This is a genomic window from Fluviirhizobium alvei, from assembly GCF_030551875.1.
Classification (GTDB): Bacteria; Pseudomonadota; Alphaproteobacteria; order Rhizobiales; family Rhizobiaceae; genus Rhizobium_E; species Rhizobium_E alvei.
Window position 1 is genome coordinate 603,499 of record NZ_JAUOZU010000006.1, and the last position, 14,427, is coordinate 617,925.

16 protein-coding genes are annotated in these 14,427 nt (G+C 58.8%); 11 read left to right on the forward strand and 5 right to left on the reverse strand.

All coding sequences use genetic code 11. The features are described from left to right. Window positions 1-4: 4 nt before the first annotated feature. Together Q4481_RS09260 and Q4481_RS09265 are read right to left on the reverse strand one after the other, a co-directional pair. On the reverse strand, window positions 5-1,270 hold the full coding sequence (locus Q4481_RS09260) for a glycosyltransferase (RefSeq protein WP_304376052.1): 1,266 nt from the start codon (window positions 1,268-1,270) through the stop codon (window positions 5-7). A gap of 9 nt (window positions 1,271-1,279) precedes the next feature. Then, the gene (locus Q4481_RS09265) at window positions 1,280-2,209 is read right to left on the reverse strand and encodes a GntR family transcriptional regulator (RefSeq protein ID WP_304376053.1); all 930 of its coding nucleotides are present in this window, start codon (window positions 2,207-2,209) and stop codon (window positions 1,280-1,282) included. A gap of 316 nt (window positions 2,210-2,525) precedes the next feature. Here Q4481_RS09265 and Q4481_RS09270 point away from each other — a divergent pair, with 316 nt between their 5' ends. The 10 genes from Q4481_RS09270 to Q4481_RS09315 all read left to right on the forward strand — a co-directional run bounded on the left by Q4481_RS09270 (window position 2,526) and on the right by Q4481_RS09315 (window position 11,758). Beyond that, the gene (locus Q4481_RS09270) at window positions 2,526-3,581 is read left to right on the forward strand and encodes a polyamine ABC transporter substrate-binding protein (protein ID WP_304376054.1); all 1,056 of its coding nucleotides are present in this window, start codon (window positions 2,526-2,528) and stop codon (window positions 3,579-3,581) included. A 141-nt stretch (window positions 3,582-3,722) separates the two neighbouring features. Further along, window positions 3,723-4,592: an ABC transporter permease gene (locus tag Q4481_RS09275; RefSeq protein WP_304376055.1), complete on the forward strand. Its 870-nt coding sequence runs from the start codon at window positions 3,723-3,725 to the stop codon at window positions 4,590-4,592. Continuing rightward, window positions 4,585-5,373 (forward strand): ABC transporter permease, encoded by a 789-nt coding sequence (locus Q4481_RS09280; RefSeq protein WP_304376056.1) that lies wholly within the window; start codon window positions 4,585-4,587, stop codon window positions 5,371-5,373. The genes Q4481_RS09275 and Q4481_RS09280 overlap by 8 nt, the downstream gene beginning before the upstream one ends. Then, window positions 5,370-6,419 carry an ABC transporter ATP-binding protein gene (locus Q4481_RS09285; protein ID WP_304376057.1) on the forward strand — a complete coding sequence of 350 codons (1,050 nt, stop codon included), beginning with the start codon at window positions 5,370-5,372 and terminating at the stop codon, window positions 6,417-6,419. The genes Q4481_RS09280 and Q4481_RS09285 overlap by 4 nt, the downstream gene beginning before the upstream one ends. A gap of 14 nt (window positions 6,420-6,433) precedes the next feature. Continuing rightward, window positions 6,434-7,723 (forward strand): nucleotide disphospho-sugar-binding domain-containing protein, encoded by a 1,290-nt coding sequence (locus Q4481_RS09290; protein ID WP_304376058.1) that lies wholly within the window; start codon window positions 6,434-6,436, stop codon window positions 7,721-7,723. Window positions 7,724-7,876: 153 nt separating this feature from the next. Beyond that, window positions 7,877-8,239, forward strand: a complete 363-nt coding sequence (locus tag Q4481_RS09295; RefSeq protein WP_304376059.1) for a cupin domain-containing protein — start codon at window positions 7,877-7,879, stop codon at window positions 8,237-8,239. Between the two features lie 5 nt (window positions 8,240-8,244). Next, window positions 8,245-8,601 (forward strand): cupin domain-containing protein, encoded by a 357-nt coding sequence (locus tag Q4481_RS09300; protein WP_304376060.1) that lies wholly within the window; start codon window positions 8,245-8,247, stop codon window positions 8,599-8,601. A 16-nt stretch (window positions 8,602-8,617) separates the two neighbouring features. After that, entirely contained in the window at window positions 8,618-8,965 is a 348-nt protein-coding gene (locus Q4481_RS09305) for a cupin domain-containing protein (protein ID WP_304376061.1), read from the forward strand. A gap of 66 nt (window positions 8,966-9,031) precedes the next feature. Further along, window positions 9,032-10,537: an aldehyde dehydrogenase family protein gene (locus Q4481_RS09310; RefSeq protein WP_304376062.1), complete on the forward strand. Its 1,506-nt coding sequence runs from the start codon at window positions 9,032-9,034 to the stop codon at window positions 10,535-10,537. A gap of 33 nt (window positions 10,538-10,570) precedes the next feature. Next, entirely contained in the window at window positions 10,571-11,758 is a 1,188-nt protein-coding gene (locus tag Q4481_RS09315; RefSeq protein WP_304376063.1) for a saccharopine dehydrogenase family protein, read from the forward strand. A gap of 79 nt (window positions 11,759-11,837) precedes the next feature. Here the strand turns inward: Q4481_RS09315 and Q4481_RS09320 are convergent, their stop codons facing one another. Next, window positions 11,838-12,722 (reverse strand): SDR family oxidoreductase, encoded by an 885-nt coding sequence (locus Q4481_RS09320; RefSeq protein ID WP_304376064.1) that lies wholly within the window; start codon window positions 12,720-12,722, stop codon window positions 11,838-11,840. A gap of 147 nt (window positions 12,723-12,869) precedes the next feature. On the opposite strand from Q4481_RS09320, the gene Q4481_RS09325 reads away from it, so the two are divergent. Continuing rightward, window positions 12,870-13,283, forward strand: a complete 414-nt coding sequence (locus Q4481_RS09325) for a winged helix-turn-helix transcriptional regulator (protein ID WP_304376065.1) — start codon at window positions 12,870-12,872, stop codon at window positions 13,281-13,283. Between the two features lie 16 nt (window positions 13,284-13,299). Here the strand turns inward: Q4481_RS09325 and Q4481_RS09330 are convergent, their stop codons facing one another. After that, window positions 13,300-14,193: an NAD-dependent epimerase/dehydratase family protein gene (locus tag Q4481_RS09330; protein WP_304376066.1), complete on the reverse strand. Its 894-nt coding sequence runs from the start codon at window positions 14,191-14,193 to the stop codon at window positions 13,300-13,302. 158 nt (window positions 14,194-14,351) lie between these two features. After that, the coding region (locus Q4481_RS09335) for an EF-Tu C-terminal domain-related protein (protein WP_144623229.1) at window positions 14,352-14,427 on the reverse strand (76 nt) is incomplete at its 5' end.

A 14,427-nucleotide genomic window follows, 5' to 3' on the forward strand; every position in this document is an offset into this window, starting at 1 on the left:
TCCCTCAGAGCAGATCTAGGATGGCCTTGGCAGCGACGGTGACACCGGCTGCCTTTTTCATTCTTGCGCTATTGTCTTCGAGCCGCGCCCGCATCTTGGCGTCACCGGCTAGAGACAGGATCGATCGGGCCAGTTCGTCCTCCTGCCACAGATAGCGGTTGATCTTGCGTCCGACGCCGGTTTCCTCGGCGCGGGTGGCATTGTCATGCCCGTCCCAGCAATAGGGCATCACCAAGGAAGGCACGCCGTAATAAAGCGCCTCGCAGAAGGAGTTGTTGCCGCCATGGTGAATGAAGACGCTCGACTGTTCGACAAGCGACGGCTGCGGAAACCAGCTTTCGAGCAGCACATTATCCGGCACCGAATCATAATCGTCGCGCCAGGGGCCGGCATTGACGATGAAACGGAACGGCAACTGCGCGAAGACGGCGATCATGCGCTTGATCATCGGCACATCCATGGCGCCGAGACTGCCGAAACTGGTCAGGACCAGTGGCTTGTCGTTATGGGCGGCGAAGACCGGCATCGCATAGGGCGCTTCACGCCGCACGCAGCCATCGAGATAAACGAACCGCTTGGGATCCAAGGGCTTGCTTCGATTGAACCGCACGATCTCCGGCGACAGAAGCAGATTGAGGTAGGGTGATGCTTCCAGAAATTCGTTGGCCGCATAGGGCTTGAGACCGCTTTCGCCGAGGAAGGCGTTCATGCGCTTGTGAACGGCCTGGATTTCGCGACTGTAGCGATTGGAGAAACGGTCCCAGCTTTCATCCCTTGTGCCGCTGCAGCCTGAAAGATAGGGCGGAACAGTGTCATCCGGAAGTTCGGTCTCGGCGCAGGAGACCACCCTAACCCATGGCACGCCGGAGCGCGCCACCGCCGGAAACATCACCACATTGTCGATGACGATCGCAGCAGGCCGGATCTGCGCCAGAAGTCGCCTCAGCGGTTCTTCGGCCCGGATAGCGGTATCGACGATCGCATCCCAGGTCGGCACGATATAGCTGGAGATCTGCTCTTCGGGTGTCTGCCGAAAGGCATCCTTGTGGCGGTTGATGAAATCGGTCCAGGCCACCTCGCCCTGATTGTCCGAGGTCGTGAGGCTATATTCGCTGAAGCCATATTCGGAAAAGACGCCCCGGAAATTCTCATGACAGATGAAAACGGGACGCGCGCCCATCCGCCGCAGTTCCTGGGCAATCCCGATACAGTTGAGCGCCGCACCAAAACTGGCTTCGGGAAAAAGGGCAATGATTTTGGGCTGGCTCATGGGGACGGATTAACCTGCAATGCGGAAGGCGATCGGCACACCACGCCCGGCAAGGCGCGGCCGCTCGAAATGCGAAAGCTGGATATGCACTCTCAGGAGATCAGCGGCAAGATCGAACTGCTCCCGTTCGATCTGCTCAAGAATCTGCAGATGTTCGAGATTGGACTGCATCAACCGGAAAAGATTGACATGCATCTGCGGCTGCGAGGTCTTGCGCCGCCTGTGATGCGTGATCAGCGCCTCCGACATGAAGGGATTGCCCGATCCCTTGGCAATCAGCATGTGAAAATCGAAATCCGTTCGCTCGAACAGCTTGTGATCGAACTGGCTTTCGCTCTGGGCCCTGAGAAATTCCATCGACTGGCGGAGCGACATCATGGCAGCCGCATCGCGACGAAAGCCCGGCATCGTCAGCGCAAGCGGTTCGCAGGCCAGGCGGAATTCATAGCTCTTGGCCACCGCATCGCCCGAGATCGCAAATTGCTTGATCAGCCATTGCTGGCCCGGCGCCCGTTCGGCCAGATTCTCCTCAGCCAGTCTCATCAGCGCGTTTTGTACAGCATTTCTGGAGGCATTGTAGCGCCGTTGCAGCGAGGCCACCGTCTGGGAATCGCCGATCCGCCCGGCACCGACATCACGCAGAATGGCGCTGTAGATCTCGTTTTCCTCGGCCGGGATCGTTTCTTCAGCGAGGCCCGAAAAGGATGCCGGATCGATCGCCAGCTGGTATCCGCCTTCCGGTTCCGGCCGCACGATTCCCTTGTCCGCGAGAATGGAAAGCGCCTTCCGGATCGGCGTTCTTGAAACATTACAATGAGATGCCAGGGCTTGCTCGGTCAGCCGCCCCCCTTGCGGCAGACCGCGTTCGATTATGTAATCGAGTATTTTTTGCGCCAGTTCGACATGCCGATGGCGGACTTTGCCGCTGTTTTCTTCCATGAAGCGTGGCTTTCCACTCGTCCAAGACCGATGCTCATGCTGCCTTTTCCAGGCGCGTTCCGCAAGTGCCGTCGATAAAATTCTGAATCCGATCGATTCATGGTTGACGTATTTTTTTTTCAAATAATACTAACAGGGAAAGCGACCGAGAAGATCGAGCCGATTGGATCGAGAACGACGAGATCGAAAACGACCAGGCGCTTGGGAACCGCAATTGCTGGCAAGCGGTCCGACCACCTCCGGGGTGATCGCCGTTTGCCCTTGTCCGTTTTGCGCCGGCCAGGATGGTGGCGCCAACCATGGGAGACTTATCGCGATGTCCGCATTCGCACGATTTAACCGCATCGTTGCCGCCACGATCTCCGGCCTTGCCCTTTCGGCCGGTGCCGCCTTCTCCGCCGATCTCGTCATTTCGAATTGGGACGGCTATATGGCCAAGGATATCGCCGAGACTTTCAAGGCCGAAACGGGCATTGAAATCGAGGTCGTCAACCATGCGACCAACGAAGAGGTGATGGGCAAGATCATGGCCGGCGGCGGCAAGGGCTATGACGTCGTCTTCGTCTCGTCGCCGTTCGCCGAAATCCTCAATGGCCAGGGTATGGTCGAGCCGCTTGATCATGCTGCGATCCCCAACCTTGCCAATCTCTATCCGGAAGCAGCCGAACTGGCTTACGATCCGGGCAATGTCTATTCGGTTCCCTATACCTGGGGCACGACCGGCCTTTGCTATCGTTCCGATCTCGTCAAGACCCCGGTCGACAGCTGGATGAACCTGCTTGCGCCCGATGCGGCACTCAAGGGCAAGGTAACGATGCTCGCCACCGACCGCTGGCTGATGGCAGCAGGCCTGCTCGCCAAGGGCTATTCGGTCAACGAAAAGGATCCGGCGAAGATCGATGAAGCCAAGAACCTACTGATCGAAGCGAAGAAATCCTTGCTCGCCTACGATGACACGACCTTCTATTCGAAGCTCGTCTCCGGCGAAGCCTCCCTCGTCCACGCCTGGGACGGCTGGTGCAATTACGGCATCACCGAAAACAAGGACATCAAGTTCACCGTTCCGAAGGAAGGTTCCGACCTCTGGGTCGATACGATCGTGGTGATGAAGGCTTCCGAAAAGAAGGAAGCGGCGATGAAGTTCATCAACTACATACTCGATGCCAAGAACCATGCCTGGGCGGCCACCAACATTCTCTACAAGGTTCCGAACAAGCCGGCGATGGAAAGCCTCGATCCCGCACTCGCCGACCAGTATCCCAACATGGCCATGGCACCGGCGGATCTGGTGAAATACGAACTGCTGCGTGACCTCGGTTCTTCGATGAAAGACTATTCGCGCGCTGTCAGCGAAATCAAGGCTGCCAACTGATCTGCCTCTTCCGGAGCCGTCAAGTCGGTTCCGGATCACCAACTGACAATGGCGATGCGGAAACGGTTTTCCGCATCGCTTTCGCCAAGAAACCGCATTCATTCCAGCGGTTCGATGACTGCCTGACCCAGCGGAACCCCGATGTCCTTTAACGCCGCCCGTCCCAATCTCATCGCCGCACCGGCGATCCTATGGCTGGTCCTGTTCATGGTCATTCCATGTGCACTGGTGCTGGTTTATGCCTTTTTCGAACGCGGCATGTGGGGCGGGATCGAATTTGTCTTCACGCTCGAGAATTTCAAACGGGTCGCAGATCCGCTTTACGCCAAGATCTTCCTGACCTCTGCCCGGATTGCGCTGACGGCGACGCTGATTGCCATTCTGATCGCCTATCCGGCCGCTTATGCCATCTCGCGAGCCCCGCGCCGTTCGCAGCCGATCCTGCTTTTCTTTGCCGTTCTGCCCTTCTGGAGCAACTACCTGATCCGCACCTATGCCTGGATCGTTCTCCTGAACCGCGAAGGCCTGGTGAACAATGTTCTGTCCACGCTCGGCTACACCGGCGAACCGCTCAGCATGCTCTATACAGAGGGGGCAGTCATCACCGGCCTCGTCTACAACTATCTGCCGTTTGTGATCCTCGCGATCTATTCGACGCTCAGCCGCCTCAATCCCGAACTCATGGAAGCCTCGCGTGACCTTGGTGCCGGACCGATCCGCACCTTCTTCCGCGTGACCCTGCCCTTGACCATGCCGGGCGTTGCCGCCGGGGGAGTCTTCGTCTTCGTGCTGTCGATCGGCAATTTCGTCACTCCGGCGCTTCTGGGTGGCGGTCGTTTCCAGATGATCGGCAACCTCGTTTACGACCAGTTCCTCACCGCCAACGACTGGCCGTTCGGTGCCGCGCTCGGCATGGTGCTGATCGCGGTCATGGTCATCCTTCTGCTTCTGCAGGCACGCGCCACATCGCATGCGTCGGGCGAACGCGCGGGAGTGCAGGCCGATGCATAAGACCCGCGAAAAACTCTATGGCCGTCTGACGCTTGTTCTGGTGTTCGGCTTTCTCTATCTGCCGATCGCGGTGCTGGTCGGGCTCTCTTTCAACGATAGCGGCCTGCCGACCAGCTGGTCAGGCTTTTCGACAAAATGGTATAGCGCGCTTTTCGCCAACAAGGACATCCTGCAAGCCGCCGGCAACACGCTCGTCGTGGCAGTCTTCGCGACACTGATTTCCACCGCTCTCGGCACCATGCTGGCGCTCGGGATGGAAAGCCGCCGGCGCAAGTCCAATGCGCTCGAGGCGCTGGCTTTTGCTCCGATGGTCATTCCCGATATCGTACTGGCCGTAGCGCTTCTCTCCTTCCTGTCGCGCCTCAACGTCACGATGGGCCTGCATACGATCATCGTCAGCCACGTGATTTTCGACCTCGCCTTCGTCTCCTCGGTGGTGCGGGCGCGTCTTAAGAATTTCGATTATTCGATCGTCGAAGCCTCGCGTGATCTCGGCGCGTCCGGCTGGACAACCTTCTGGCGGGTCACCTTTCCCGTGATCCTGCCCGCGATCGTTGCCGGCGCGCTGCTCGCCTTCACGCTCTCGGTCGACGAATTCATCATCGCCTTCTTCACGGCCGGTGCCGGCCGTTCCTCGATCACGCTGCCGATGCAGATCTATTCGATGATCCGCTTCGGCATCACTCCGGAAATCAATGCGCTTGCCACGCTGGTGATGGGGGTGAGCGCTACCGCTCTCCTGATCTCGCAGTGGGTCAACCGGGAACAGCTTGCCCCATGACGGAAAACACCAAGAAACCGCTTCTCAGGATCGAGAAGATCGTCAAGACGTTCGGCCCCGTGCGGGCGGTCGATGACGTGTCGATCGACATTATGGAAAACGAGTTCTTCGCCCTTCTCGGGCCGTCCGGCTGCGGCAAGACCACGCTTCTGCGCATGCTGGCGGGCTTTGAAGTGCCGACCTCCGGTGCGATCCTGCTTTCAGGCAGCGATATCACCCGGCTGCCGCCGGAAAAGCGGCCGCTGAACCTGATGTTCCAGTCCTATGCGCTTTTCCCGCACATGACGGTGCGCCAGAACCTCAATTACGGTCTGGAAATGGAAGGGCTCGACAAATCGGAAATCCGTCGTCGTGTCGATGAGACGCTCGCCGCAACCGATCTGACGACATTTGCCGAGCGCAAGCCGGACCAGCTTTCCGGTGGCCAGAAACAGCGCGTGGCTCTGGCCCGTGCTCTCGTGAAACGGCCAAAGCTACTGCTGCTAGATGAACCGCTCGGCGCGCTTGACAAGAAGCTGCGCGAGAAGATGCAGCTCGAGCTCAAGCGCCTGCAGCATGAGGCCGGCATCACTTTCGTGATCGTCACACACGACCAGGAGGAAGCTCTCGTGATGGCCGATCGCATGGCGATCCTGCGTGATGGCAAGCTGCTGCAGGTCGGCAGTCCCGAAGAAATCTACGAACGGCCGAATGACCGTTTCGTCGCCAATTTCATCGGCATCATGAACTTCATCGAGGGAACGATCGAAGCTGGCGGCCACTTTGTCGCCGATGGCTATCGTCTGGCAATCGGTGCCACGAGAGCGCCCGGCGCAGCAGTGCTCGCCATCCGCCCCGAGAATATCAGCCTGTCGCCGGATGGTGACGGCCTCAAGGGCACGATTGCGGATATCGCCTATCACGGGCTTGATCGCGTTCTGCATGTGCGCAGCCCGGCATCGGCCCAGCCGATCCTCGTGCGCGTTCCTGCCGGTGACGGGCACAAGTTCCAGGCCGGACAAACCGTCTCGCTGATTTTCAATCCAGACAAATGCAGACTCTTCTGACGGAGGACTAGACCATGGCAACCATCGCATTTTTCCCGGAGGCCGCCTTCGGGCCGGCCCTCAACTCTGTCGGCATCGCCCAGGCTGTCGAAGCGCTCGGCCACAAGGCAGTCTTCCTGTCCGATCCCGGTTTCGTGTCGGTCTATCAGGGCTATGGATTTGAAGCCCATCCGGTCAATCTGTCCGAGCCGATGCCGCCCGAACAGATGGCAAAGTTCTGGGAAGATTTCATCAACGGCCATATCCCGAACTTCCGCAAGAGCCCTTACGACCAGATCGACAATTATGTGAAGGATTGCTGGACGGCGATCGTCGACAGCGCCAAATGGGCCGAAAAGGACCTGCCGGGCGTGCTGGCCAAAATCAATCCCGACATGATCTGCGTCGACAATGTCATCCTGTTTCCGGCGATCAAGCATTTCGGCAAGCCCTGGGTGCGCATCATTTCCTGCTCGGAAAACGAAATCGAGGATCCCAAGATCCCGCCGCATCTCTCCGGTTGCCGCCAGGACGATTACGAAGGCCACAAGGCCTATCGCGATCACTTCAACGAGGTGATCAAGCCGATCCATGACGATTACAACGCCTTCCTTGCCTCGACCGGCGAAGCGGCCTATCCGATCGGCCAGTTCTTCGAAGCCTCGCCATTCATGAACCTGCTGCTTTATCCGGAGCCGGCGAAGTTCGATCGCGAACATCCGCTCGATCCCAACCAGTTCCAGTATCTCGAAGGCTGCGTCCGCAAGGAAAAGCCCTACGAGGTGCCGACCTTTGCCGCCAACAACGACAAGCCGCTGATCTATATCTCGTTCGGCTCGCTCGGTGCCGGCGATACCGATCTTCTGAAGCGCCTGATCGAAACGATCGGCAAACTGCCCTATCGCGCGCTCGTCAATGTCGGCGACTATAAGGACCAGTACGAAAATGTTCCGGGCAATGTGGTAATCGAAAGCTGGTTCCCGCAGCCGTCGGTCATTCCGCAGGTCGATGCCGTCATCCATCACGGCGGCAACAACTCGTTCACAGAATGCCTCTATTTCGGCAAGCCCGCCATCATCATGCCCTATGTCTGGGACGGTCACGACAATGCGACCCGCGTCGACGAGACCGGTCATGGCTTCAAGATGCCGCGCTACGATTGGACCGATGAAGAACTGGCCGCCAAGCTCGACCATATGATCAACGACCCGAAGATGAAGGCGAAACTTGCCGCCACTTCGGCGCACATGCAGGCGCAGAACGGCCCGGAGAAGGCGGCGAAGATCCTGGACGAGTTGGTCAAGACGGGGGCTTACCGGGCCTGACCACCCTCACCCCGGCTCCGCTTCGATCGGCGGACCTCTCCCCGCTGGGGAGTGGAGACCCGCAACGGCGCTGCAAACTCCCTCTTCTCTCCGACGGGGAGAAGGTGGCGCAGAGCGCCGGATGAGGGGGATACTTCATATTGGGAGATACTCATGACCGATACACTGAAAACCACCGCACCCCACATCCACAATGCCACCACTTTCGATGACCTCGTCGATTGGGGGGTGCAGTCGGATGCGATCGAAGGCGTGTCGAAATCCACCGGCCGCCTTCTCTTCAAGGGGCCGAACAACCAGCCGGAGACAGGCATCTGGGTCTGCACTCCCGGGCGTTGGCGCCTGTCGATCCCGCGCGACGAGTTCTGCCATTTCGTTTCAGGCTCCGCGACCTATCGTTCGGATGATGGTGAAGTGGTCGAAGTTTCGCCCGGTACGGCGGTGATGTTCAAGGCCGGATGGACCGGTGAATGCACCGTCCATGAGACGATGCGAAACATCTACATGCTGGTTTGATCGCCATGACGACACCGTTAGTGACCACACCCTTCTGGGTAAATGCTGCAAAAGTCGAACTCGAAGACTGGGGTCCCTCCAAGACCGCCACTGCGGGCAATCCCGTCATGGCTGGCAAGATCCTCAGCGCCAACCCGGATGGGTCGAGCGAATGCGGCATCTGGTCCTGCACGCCGGGCACCCGCACGATTACGATCGCCAGCGACGAATTCTGCGTCTTTCTCGGCGGCAAGGGCCTCTACATTCACGAAAGCGGCGAGGAAATCGCCGTTGAAGCCGGTTCGATTGTCTTCTTTCCCGGAGGCTGGACCGGCACGTCCATCATTACTGAAACACTGTCCAAGGCTTTCATGAGCCGTTGAATTCAAAGGAATAAACATGACCTCCGCACCCCTGATGTACAAGCCGCTGGAGCAGGAAAACCTCGTGGATTGGGGCACCATCCCGACCATGATCGAAGGTGTCAGCCATGTATCCGGCAAACTGATCCACAAGGGACCGAACGGCGAAAGCGAATGCGGTCTTTGGGTCTGCACGCCCGGCAAGTGGGAATGCCACGTGACCCGCGACGAATTCTGCCACTTCCTCGAAGGTCGTTCGACCTATGTGCATGAAAGCGGCGAGGTGATCGAGATCACCCCGGACACAGCCGCCTTCTTCCCGAAGGATTGGAAGGGCGTCTGCACCGTCCATGAGACGATCAAGAAAGTCTACATGATCCGCTGAGGATCGCTCGACCGCGACCCGCATGGAGCACCATGCGGGCCCACCCCTTTCATGCGAGTAAAACACATGTTCGATCCGGAAAAGCCCGTTCATTACCTTCATCCGCATTACCTGCCCTCGACCGGTTCACGGATGGAAATCATCAATCCGGCCTCTCTGACGATCGAAGGCGAAATTGCCAATACGACGCCGGATGAAATCGCGCTTGTTCTTAAGGCGGCGACCGTGGCGCAGAAGGGCTGGAAACAGCTGGATGCCAAGACCCGCGCGACATTGCTACATCGCGTCGCCAACAAGATCGAGGCCACGGATATGCGCCGTTGCGCCGAACTGATGGTGCGCGAGATGGGAAAGCCTTACCCCGAAGCGATCGGCGAAGTCGCCAATTGCGCCGGAGCCTTCCGCTATTTTGCGGAAATGGCGCGCGATGACGGCGGCAAGGTTGCCGGCACCACCCAGACCGGCTCGTTCCAATATGCCCGCTATGAGCCGGTCGGCGTCTCGGTCCATATCATGCCGTTCAATTTCCCGATCCTGCTCATGTGCTGGACGGTGGCCGCATCACTTGCGGCTGGCAATGCCTGCATCATCAAGCCCGCATTGGCCACAACGCTTTCGACGCTCCAATTCATGGGGGTGTTCGAAGCCTTGCCCGATGGGCTCGTCTCCTGCCTGCCGGGCGGTGCCGATGTTGCCCAGGCCCTCATCGCGTCACCCATGACCCATGCCGTAGCCTTTACCGGGTCGGTTGCGGCCGGCAAGGCCGTGGCGATGGCTGCAGCTGCCCAGATGAAGCCGGCGGTCATCGAAGCCGGTGGTTCCGATCCGCTGATCATCACGAAACATGCGCCGCTCGGCATTGCGGCCGCCGGTGCCGTCACCGCCGCCTTCCATATGTCCGGCCAGGTCTGCACCTCGGCGGAACGGTTCTTCGTGGTGGATGCGGTCCATGACGATTTTATCGAGGCCTTTGTCGAAGAAACCCGTAGGCTCCGCGTCGGCCCCGGGCTCAGCCGCGCCGAAATCGGTCCGCTCGTCTCCGAAGCGGCCCGCAACAAGGTGATCCGCCTCGTCGAGGACGCGAAATCCAAGGGCGCCAAGGTCGTCACCGGCGGCAACATTCCGGCCGATCAGCCGGTCGGCTGGTTCTTCGAACCGACCATCCTTACCGATTGCACCATGGATATGGCCGTGATGCATGAGGAATGTTTTGGCCCCGTCGCCTCCGTCGTTCGCGTCAGGGATTTCGACGAAGCGATCGAGCTCGCGAACCGCAGCGAATTCGGCCTCGGCGCCTCGGTCTTCACCACCTCGCTGGAAGAGGCGATGGAAGCGGCCGAAAGACTCGAAGCCGGCATGGTCTGGGTCAACAATCCGCTGATCGACAATGACGCCCTTCCCTTCGGCGGCTGGAAAATGTCCGGCATCGGCCGCGAACTTTCCCGCCTCGGCCTCGATACGTTCCGGCGTTCCAAGATGGTGATTGTCGATCACAAGCCGGTGCGCCAGGGCTGGTGGTACCCCTATCCCGATGACTGGTTCTATGACGCTGGCGGACGCAAGCATGTCTGAGCGCAGTTTCGACAACGAACGAAAGCAGAGAAAATGATTATGACCCTCCTCGGCGGCGCAGGTTTCATGGGCGCCGGCGTCGTGCGCGACCTGATTTCCGATCGCGCCATCATCGATATCAGGACCATCCGTATTGCCGATGTTTCGCGCGAGCGGATCGAAGCGTTGATCGCCGAGCTTGGCGACAAGCGTCTGGTGGCTGTCGATCTGCAGGTGTCGGATGCAGCGAGCCTGAAAGGCGCTATTGCCGGTTCCGATATCATCATCAACTGCGTGCCGACCCTGCTCGGCTTCCAGATGACGATCTTCGAAGCCGCGTTTGAAGCCCGCATTCCCTATGTCGATCTCGGCGGCCTCGGCACCTATACGGTCAAGCAGATCGCCGAGCATGAGCGCTTCAAGGCCGCTGGCGTTACCGCGGTGACCGGCGTCGGTGCCGATCCCGGTATGTCGAACGTCATTTGCCGCGCGGTTGCCGACGAACTCGACGAAATCGATCGCATCAATCTCTACTGGGCAGCCGAATTTGTCGGCGACGAAAATCCCGTTCTGGTGCCGCCCTACTCGATTTCCACCGTGCTCGCCGAATATGCCCATCCCTCGACGCAGTTCCTTGAAGGCAAACATGTCACCTGCGCACCGATGACCGGTGTGGAAGTGGTGGAACTGCCGGAACCCTGGGGCAAATGCGAATTCATGTATTCGCCCCATTCCGAGCAGCTGACAGTCCCGCTCGCCGATGGCATCCGCGAAAAGGGTATCAAGGAATTCACCTGGAAACTCCATCTGCCGCATCGCGAGCACGAGGCTTGGGTCGGGCTGGTGAAGGCCGGATTCGGTGATTTTGCCGATGAAGTCGAGGTCAACGGCACCAAGGTCAAGCCGATCGATGTTCTGTCGAAAGTCATCGCCCGCAATATCGAGCGCAATCGCGACCGTATCCCGGATCAGTCGAGCCACGAGATCCATTTCGCGATCGGTCAGGGTCGCAAGAATGGCAAACCGGCCACTGCGCGGGTGGATGTCATCGTGACGCCGAACGCGATGTATGACGGCTATGTCGATGCCTGCACTTCCATGAATGCATCGATCGCCGCCCAGCTGATCCTCAAATATCCGAAGAAAGCCGGCGTCTATGCACCGGAAGGCTATTTCGATGCCGAAACCTACTTCCCGGAACTGGAAAAGCGCGGCTTCAAGATCGTCAAGACCGTGAGCTGATCGTCAAAAGACAAAGCCCCAGAAACACCAAAGCCCCCGAAACGGCTGTTCCGGGGGCTTGTTTCTACGCTTCGACCAATTAGCCGAAGGCGGCCTTGTTGGCTTCGAAGAAGGCCTTGAGCGGGCTTGCCTTGTGACCGGTCAGGGTCTCGACGTCATCCGTGACGAGATCGATGCCGCCTTCGCGCGTGTTGGCATCGAAACCGACCAGGAACGGGATCATGAATTCCGGCACGCCGGCCGCCTTCATGCCACCGGCAAGCTGTTCGTCGGTCAGATGAACCACGTTGAGCGGCTTGCCGACGATCTGGCTGGCAAGGGCTGCGATTTCAGCGGTGGTGAACTTTTCCGGGCCTGTCAGCGTGTAGGTCTTGCTCTCGGTAGTGGTCGCCGAAAGGGCCGCAGCCAGAGCATCGGCGCAATCGGCACGCGAGACATGGGTGACCTTGCCTTCGCCAGCCGACGTGTACCATTGACCCGAGGCAAAGGCCTGCGGCAGGCTCATGAACAGGTTTTCCTGGTACCAGGCATTGCGCAGGATCGTGAAGGAAAGGCCGGAAGCCTTGACCGCTTCTTCGGTGCCGCGATGGTCGCCGGCAAAGGTGATCTTCGATTCCGGTCCCGGGTTCGGCATCGATGTATAGATGATGTGCTTGACGCCGGCAGCCTTGGCGGCCTGAACTGCATTCGTCTGCTGCTTGAGGCGCGTGCCGATGCCATCGATTGCATCGGTCGATACGATTGCCAGACGATCGGCGCCGGCAAAAGCCTTGGTCAGCCCTTCGAGATCGTTGAAATCGGCCTGGCGGACCTCAACACCCTTGGCGGCATAGTCGGCCAGCTTGGAAGGGTCACGGGTGGTCGCGATGATATCGCCTGCGGCAACACCACGGGCCAGAAGGCTGTCGAGCGTGAGCTTGCCGAGATGACCGGCCGCGCCGGTGAGCAGGAGTTTCTGAGCCATGGTGTTTCCTTTGTGTGGCCTGTCGGCGGGCATCCTTGCCCGCGAATGGATGAAGGTCTCTTTTTGAGACTTGCTCTTATTTATAGCTTGCCAGCCTCTTGTAAAGGAGGCATTATTTTCTCAGTAGGTTACAAAAAGGGAACCGGCATGAATGACATACCCTCGCCTGCCGAACTCGTTCGCAATCGCCTGAACGACTACAAACGGCTTGGCTTCAATCCGGCTGACTGTCCGGTGCGCGATGTCATGGATCAGATAAGCGGCAAATGGTCGATGCTGATGCTGCTGGAACTGGCTTCCGGTCCCAAGCGATTCGGCGTCCTGAGGCGCAGCGTGCCCGATATCTCGCAACGCATGCTGACCCAGACATTGCGCGAGCTGCAACGCGGCGGCTATATCAGCCGCACCGTGTTTCCCACCAAACCACCAAGTGTGGAATATCAGCTGACACCGCTCGGTCAGTCCTTCATGAAGCCGCTCGCCATGCTCGTCGATTGGGCAGAAACCAATCATGACCGGATCCGGCAGGCTAGGCTGGACTTCGAGGACCAGCCCGCCTGATCGCCGGGCGATCCGCTCAGATCTTCACATATTTGCGCCAGTCGTGCTCTTCGCGAAAGCCGAGCATTTCCCGGATCTTGCGGTTGGAGAACAGCGCTTCATATTCGCCGACCTCGCGTGTGAACGGCACATTCGGAAAGAAGTGCTCGGCTAGTTCGCGCGTCGGCTGGCTCGCCGAATTGGTATCATTGCCGGCATTGAAGACCTGGTAACCGAGCCCATCCTTCTCGATGCAGAGATGGACGATCTGGCCGAGATCGCGCGCATCGATATAACACCAGGCATTGCGCTTGCGGATTTCCGGATGCGCGAAATAATGCGGAAACCGGTCATATTCATGCGGTTCGATGACATTGCCGATACGAAGCGCATAGATGTCTGCGCCGGTTCGCTCGGCAAAGGCACGCGCCGTCTTCTCGTTCACCACCTTCGACAGACCATAGGAATCCATCGGATCGACGTCATAATCCTCTTCCAGCGGGAAAGAATGAAAATCCCGATGCCCATCGGCAAAGCAGATGCCGTATGTGGTCTCCGACGAGGCAATGATGACCTTGCGGATACCGAGTTTGACGGCCGCTTCGATGACATTGTAGGTGCCCATCACATTGACCCGGAAGGTCTCATTGTCGGGCGTAATCAGGATGCGCGGGATGGCGGCAAAATGAACAACCGCATCATAGGGCAGAACGCTTTTGCCGGTTTCGAGATCCGGGAAATCGCGATGCATCGACAAGGCACCGAACACCTGACCGAGATCGGTGATGTCGGCCTTGATATTGGCGACGCCAGGGCTGTCGAGCGGCACGAGATCGATATTGGTCACCTCATAACCGGCATTCACCAGCCAGGGCACCACATGGCGACCCGCCTTGCCCGAACCACCGGTGAATAGAATTCGCTTTTTCATATTTGGTCCTCCTGATCTATCCAACGTGCGAACAGACAAACTGGCAAGGGCTGGGACCCAAAATATCATACTATTCACAGGGCGAAGCATGCGGCATCGGTCGAAACGCAAAAGGCCCCGCCGTTTCCGGCGAGGCCTTTCGCAAATTCTAGCCGAGATTACTCGATGATGGAGGCGACGATGCCTGCACCGACGGTACGGCCACCTTCGCGGATAGCGAAGCGGAGCTTTTCT